Source organism: Herbaspirillum sp. B65, from assembly GCF_000333555.1.
Lineage (GTDB): Bacteria > Pseudomonadota > Gammaproteobacteria > Burkholderiales > Burkholderiaceae_D > Herbaspirillum > Herbaspirillum rubrisubalbicans.
In genome coordinates, this window is the sequence record NZ_BADI01000706.1 from 1 (window position 1) to 4,799 (window position 4,799).

4 protein-coding genes are annotated in these 4,799 nt (G+C 62.3%); 2 read left to right on the forward strand and 2 right to left on the reverse strand.

The genetic code is table 11. The annotated features are described in order from the left end of the window. Nucleotides 1-182 (forward strand): NnrS family protein (locus tag I5W_RS16685; protein WP_044530062.1); only part of this gene is annotated, 182 nt, incomplete at its 5' end. Between the two features lie 227 nt (nt 183-409). Then, nucleotides 410-2,170 carry a methyl-accepting chemotaxis protein gene (locus I5W_RS16690; protein WP_044530063.1) on the forward strand — a complete coding sequence of 587 codons (1,761 nt, stop codon included), beginning with the start codon at nt 410-412 and terminating at the stop codon, nt 2,168-2,170. Between the two features lie 49 nt (nt 2,171-2,219). Here the strand turns inward: I5W_RS16690 and egtB are convergent, their stop codons facing one another. Together egtB and egtD are read right to left on the reverse strand one after the other, a co-directional pair. Next, a complete protein-coding gene (egtB, locus tag I5W_RS16695) occupies nt 2,220-3,563 on the reverse strand; it encodes an ergothioneine biosynthesis protein EgtB (protein WP_083893562.1) in 1,344 nt (447 codons plus the stop codon). 73 nt (nt 3,564-3,636) lie between these two features. After that, on the reverse strand, nt 3,637-4,611 hold the full coding sequence (gene egtD, locus I5W_RS16700; RefSeq protein ID WP_044530064.1) for an L-histidine N(alpha)-methyltransferase: 975 nt from the start codon (nt 4,609-4,611) through the stop codon (nt 3,637-3,639). Nucleotides 4,612-4,799 lie beyond the last annotated feature (188 nt).

Genomic DNA, 4,799 nt, shown 5'->3' on the forward strand with positions numbered 1-4,799 from the left:
GCCGACGCAGTACCACGGCCATCTACGTGAGCATCAGTGCGGCAGCCGGCTGTCGCATCGCTGCGACGTTGACCGCTGGCAACAGCTGGTGGCTAGGCTTGTCGGCGGTGTGCTGGAGCCTGGCCTTCCTGCTCTTCGTATTGCGTTATGGTCCGCTCCTGAGCCGGCCACGCCTGCGCTGAAGCAAGCACCATCCTGACGGCAACCATCGCGTCCCCCCCACGCGAATGTTGCCCGCTGGCACCCTTCATCATCCCAGCTCATGAGAGCAGGTACCGAAGCTCGCAATTTACGTGATAAGAACGTTCTCGTTGTACGTAACTGCCTTATCATAGATTTTCTGGTCATCACACCAGTTCTCGGCAACACGCCACCACAAGCCGCATCCACATTTTTCGGGGGGAAAATCATGCGCTTCAACAACTTCAGCATTTCCACGCGACTGGCCCTGGCCTTTTCCATTCTGATCCTGGTCATCGCCGCCATCGTCACGCTGGGCCTGGCTCGCCTGAGCGACATCAACCAGTCCCTGGACCTGGTGGTCAACGACCGCTACAAGAAGATCGCCATCATCAATACCATTTCCGGCAAGGTCGATGACGTGGCCATCTCGGTGCGCAATGAACTATTGATGAACGACCCGGCGCAGATCGCCGCTGAACAAAAGATCATCGAAAGCCTGTCCGCCGAAAACACCAAGCTCTACGATGAACTCACCGCACTGATCATCAACGCCGAAGCCAAGGCCAAACTCGACAAGGTGACCGAAACGCGCAAGAGCTATTCGGCCCTGCGCAAGGAAATCCATCGGCTCTACGTCTCCGGCGACAGGGATGCTGCCGTCAAGCTCATGCTGAGCCAGATGGTGCCCTTGCAGAAAACCTATTTCGGCCAGCTCGACGAACTTTCCGACACCCAGCAAAAGTTGATGGACAAGTCGGTGGAAGAAGCCGCAGCAGCCTACCTCGCCACCCGCAACATCATGCTGGCCTCGGGCGTACTGGCTGCACTCTTTGCCGGCTTCGTCGCCTGGACCATCTCGCGCAGCATCACCCGTCCGTTAAGCCGCGCCGTGGAAGTGGCCGAGACGGTGGCTGCCGGTGACCTGACCGCCGTCATCACCGCCCACTCCACCGATGAGACTGGCCGCCTGCTGCAGGCGCTGGCGGCGATGAACCAGAAGCTCAAGGCCATCGTGCTGGAAGTGCGGCGCGGCACCGACTCCATGGTCACGGCCTCGACCCAGATCGCCACCGGCAACCTCGACCTGTCCTCGCGCACCGAAGAGCAGGCCAGCGCACTGGAAGAAACTGCCTCCTCGTTGGAACAACTGACCTCCAGCGTCAAGCAGAATGCCGATCACACCCGCAAGTCCAGCGAGCTGGCCGGCACTGCCACGGCTGTGGCCAACCAGGGCGGAGAAGCGGTCAAGCAGGTGGTGCAGACCATGGGCGCCATCAACGATTCCTCGCGCAAGATCGTCGACATCATCTCGGTGATCGATGGCATCGCCTTCCAGACCAACATCCTGGCCTTGAATGCCGCCGTGGAAGCCGCCCGTGCCGGCGAGCAGGGACGCGGCTTTGCGGTGGTGGCCTCGGAAGTGCGCGCCCTGGCGCAACGCTCGGCCACCGCGGCCAAGGAGATCAAGGAACTGATCAACGATTCGGTCAACCAGGTTTCTTCCGGCACTGAACTGGTGGCGCAGGCCGGCAATACCATGGATCAGGTGGTCACCAGCATCGAGCAAGTCGGCCATATCGTGGGCGAAATCTCGGCGGCCACGCGCGAACAAAGTGATGGGATCGAACAGGTCAACCAGGCCATCATGCAGATGGATAACACCACCCAGCAGAATGCCGCGCTGGTGGAAGAAGCCGCCGCCGCCGCACAAGCCCTGCAGGATCAGGCGCAGCGATTGCTGGAACTGGTCAGCGTGTTCCGCCTGGATGACGCAGGTGGACCTGAGTTGCGCACCATGCAGGCGCCGCAGGCAGCAGCCTTGAAATCCTCTGCAGTCACCAGCAAGGCACTGCCCTCCAAACCGCAAACCCAGCCACAACCTCAAGCGCAGTCCGCACGCCCGGCCGCCATCGGCGCCAACCCGGCACCGCGCGCCCTGCCCAACAGCATCAAGGAAGACAAAAAGGAAGAGTGGGAATCCTTCTGATCCCCTCTGAATCTGAGTGAGACCCGCAGCGCAAGCGGCTGCGGGTCGCTCACAGCTGCCGGGCCAGGCGGATGCCGCTGACCTGCCAGCGCGCCGTGGCCGGGAAGAAGTTGCGATAGCTCAGTCGCGCATGGTTCAACGGTGTAGCTGAGGAAGAGCCGCGCAAGACATATTGGTTCACCATGAACTTGCCGTTGTACTCTCCCACCGCCCCGGGTGCGGCCACGAAGCCCGGATAGGGCGCATAGCTGCTGCTGGTCCACTGCCAGGCCACACCAAAAAATTCACGTCCCTGTCCCTGCAGGTGGGCCGCTGCGTGTTCCCATTCGGCTTCGGTCAGCAGGCGTGCGCCGGCCCAGCGGGCATAGGCGTCGGCCTCATAGTAGGACAGGTGCTGGGCGGCGCGATGCGGCTGCAAGGGCTGCATCCCATATTCGGTAAATTCCTGCCATTGATGGTCCGCAGTCGGGCGCCAGTACAGCGGATGCGCCAGCGCCAACTGCTGCTTCCACTCCCAGCCTTCGGACAGCCACAGCGCAGCATCCTCATAGCCTCCCGCCTCGACAAAGGCCAGGTACTCGGCATTGTTGACCAGCCGTGAAGCGCACTGGTAAGCCTCGACGAACTGGCGATGCCGCGGCCGCTCGTTGTCGAAGCAAAAGCCGCTGCCGGCATGACCGATCTCCACCACCCCGGCCTGGATACGATGCCATTGCAGCGGCAGCTCCACCGGGTCGCCCAGGCACACGCTCATCGGCAGCGGTTGGTAGGCCGGTTGCAGCGGGTTCATCGACAGCAGGATCTTGATGTCGGTAAACATCAGTTCCTGGTGCTGCTGCTCGTGCTGCATCCCCAGTTCCAGCAGAGCCAGGAAATCGGCCAGTTGCGCATGATCCTCCCCCGCGTCGGCGCTGCCGGAATCGAGCGCATCGATGAGCAGCAACATGCGACCATCGACCTCTTCCCGGTAGGCCAGCACCTCGGCCAGCGACGGACGCGTGAGCAAGCCGCGTTGCGGCCGTGGAAACTTCTCGCCCACGCCTTCGTAGTAGGAATTGAACAGCATACGGAACTGCGGATGGAAAGGCGTGAAGCCACTCTGGAAGCGCTCCAGCAAAAAGGTCTCGAAGAACCAGGTGGTATGCGCCAGATGCCACTTGACGGGGCTGGCCTCGGGCATGGCCTGCACACAGCAATCCTCGGCCGAGAGTGGCTCGGCAATCAACAAGGACTGACGACGCAAGCGCCGGTAGCGATCCCCCAGCCGCTCACGCGAACGATGATTGACCTGCTGGACGGCAGCATCGATCACCGCATCGATGGTGGCGGCGGTATCCAGGCTGGGTTCGACCTGCTGCGCGATAGCGTCCTGGGCGATGACAAGGGCGGGCATCCGGCCTCCTGCAAGAATGAATGAATCGGAAAGAGCGTGGCAAAGGGCGAAAGGGCGAAAGTGCAAAAGTGCGCTAACGCGCCCGCGCATGGCAGACCGTGAACCAGCGCCGCTCATCGAACCACATGCGGCAAGCGCCGAAGCCGGCCTGCTCCAGCAAGCTCAGGATGTCCTGCTCGGTGAATTTGTGGCTGTATTCGGTATGGATGCGCTCGCCCTGGTGGAAGGTGCGACGCCCCCCCGGCCAGCGCACGATGAGGTCGCGCCGCGCTTCCAGGTACATCTCGATGCGCTGCTGGTGGATGTTGTAGAAGGCCACATGGCGCCAGTGACGGGGATCGAAATCGGCGCCCAGCAAGTCATTGACGTGATGCAGCACGTTCAGGTTGAAGGCCGCGGTCACGCCCAGCGCATCGTCATAGGCCGCCTCCAGCACCGCCACCTCCTTGACCAGGTCCAACCCGATCAGCACGCCACCGTCATTGCTCCCGGCCGGCAAGGCGGCCCGCAGGCGGCGCAGGAAGGCCAGTGCCTGCCGAGCATCGAAGTTGCCCAGGGAAGAGCCGGGATAGAAGAACAGTCGCTGCTCTGCCGGCACCGTATCGGGCAAGTCCAGCGTGGTCGAGAAATCCATCGCCAACGGCTGCATGGGAAGCTGCGCAAAGCGGTGCTGCAACCCCTGCACCGACTGCTGCAGGAAGTCGCCGGAAATATCGACCGGCACATACTGGCGCGGTTGCAGCACCTCGAACAGCGAGGCCGCCTTGGCACAGTTGCCCGCGCCCAAATCAATGAGGGTACAGCCCTGGCCGACGGCCGCGGCAATGGCCTCGTGGTGGGCAGCAAAGATGGCCGCTTCGGTGCGGGTGGGGTAATACTCGGGCAGCGCGCAGATGGCCTCGAAGAGCTTGCTGCCCAGGGCGTCGTAGAAATACTTGGGAGCGATGAAGGCTTGGGGAGCCATCAGCGCGGCCGTCAGTTCGGCGTGCTGCTGTCGAGGTGATGCGGGGGTCTCCCAGTGGGAAGACATCAGAGCGGGTTGGGCCAAGCGACTCTCCTTGCCAGTGACGGTAATGGATCATGCTGCCAGCTGCTGTGCGCCGTTGCGGTTGCTTTTTTTCGGACCTGCTCACTGTAGCAGGGCAAGGCAAGCAAGCAATGGCTGACGGACAACATTGCAGATTGCTTCATATCGTCCTGGGAGGCTGCCTCCCAGGCGGCGCCAACAGGCGCCCG

Bases quoted from the DNA above. Each gene is read 5' to 3' on its own strand.
- I5W_RS16690 (WP_044530063.1), top strand. From the start codon at position 410: ATGCGCTTCAACAACTTCAGCATTTCCACGCGACTGGCCCTGGCCTTT.
- egtB (WP_083893562.1), bottom strand. From the start codon at position 3,563: ATGCCCGCCCTTGTCATCGCCCAGGACGCTATCGCGCAGCAGGTCGAA.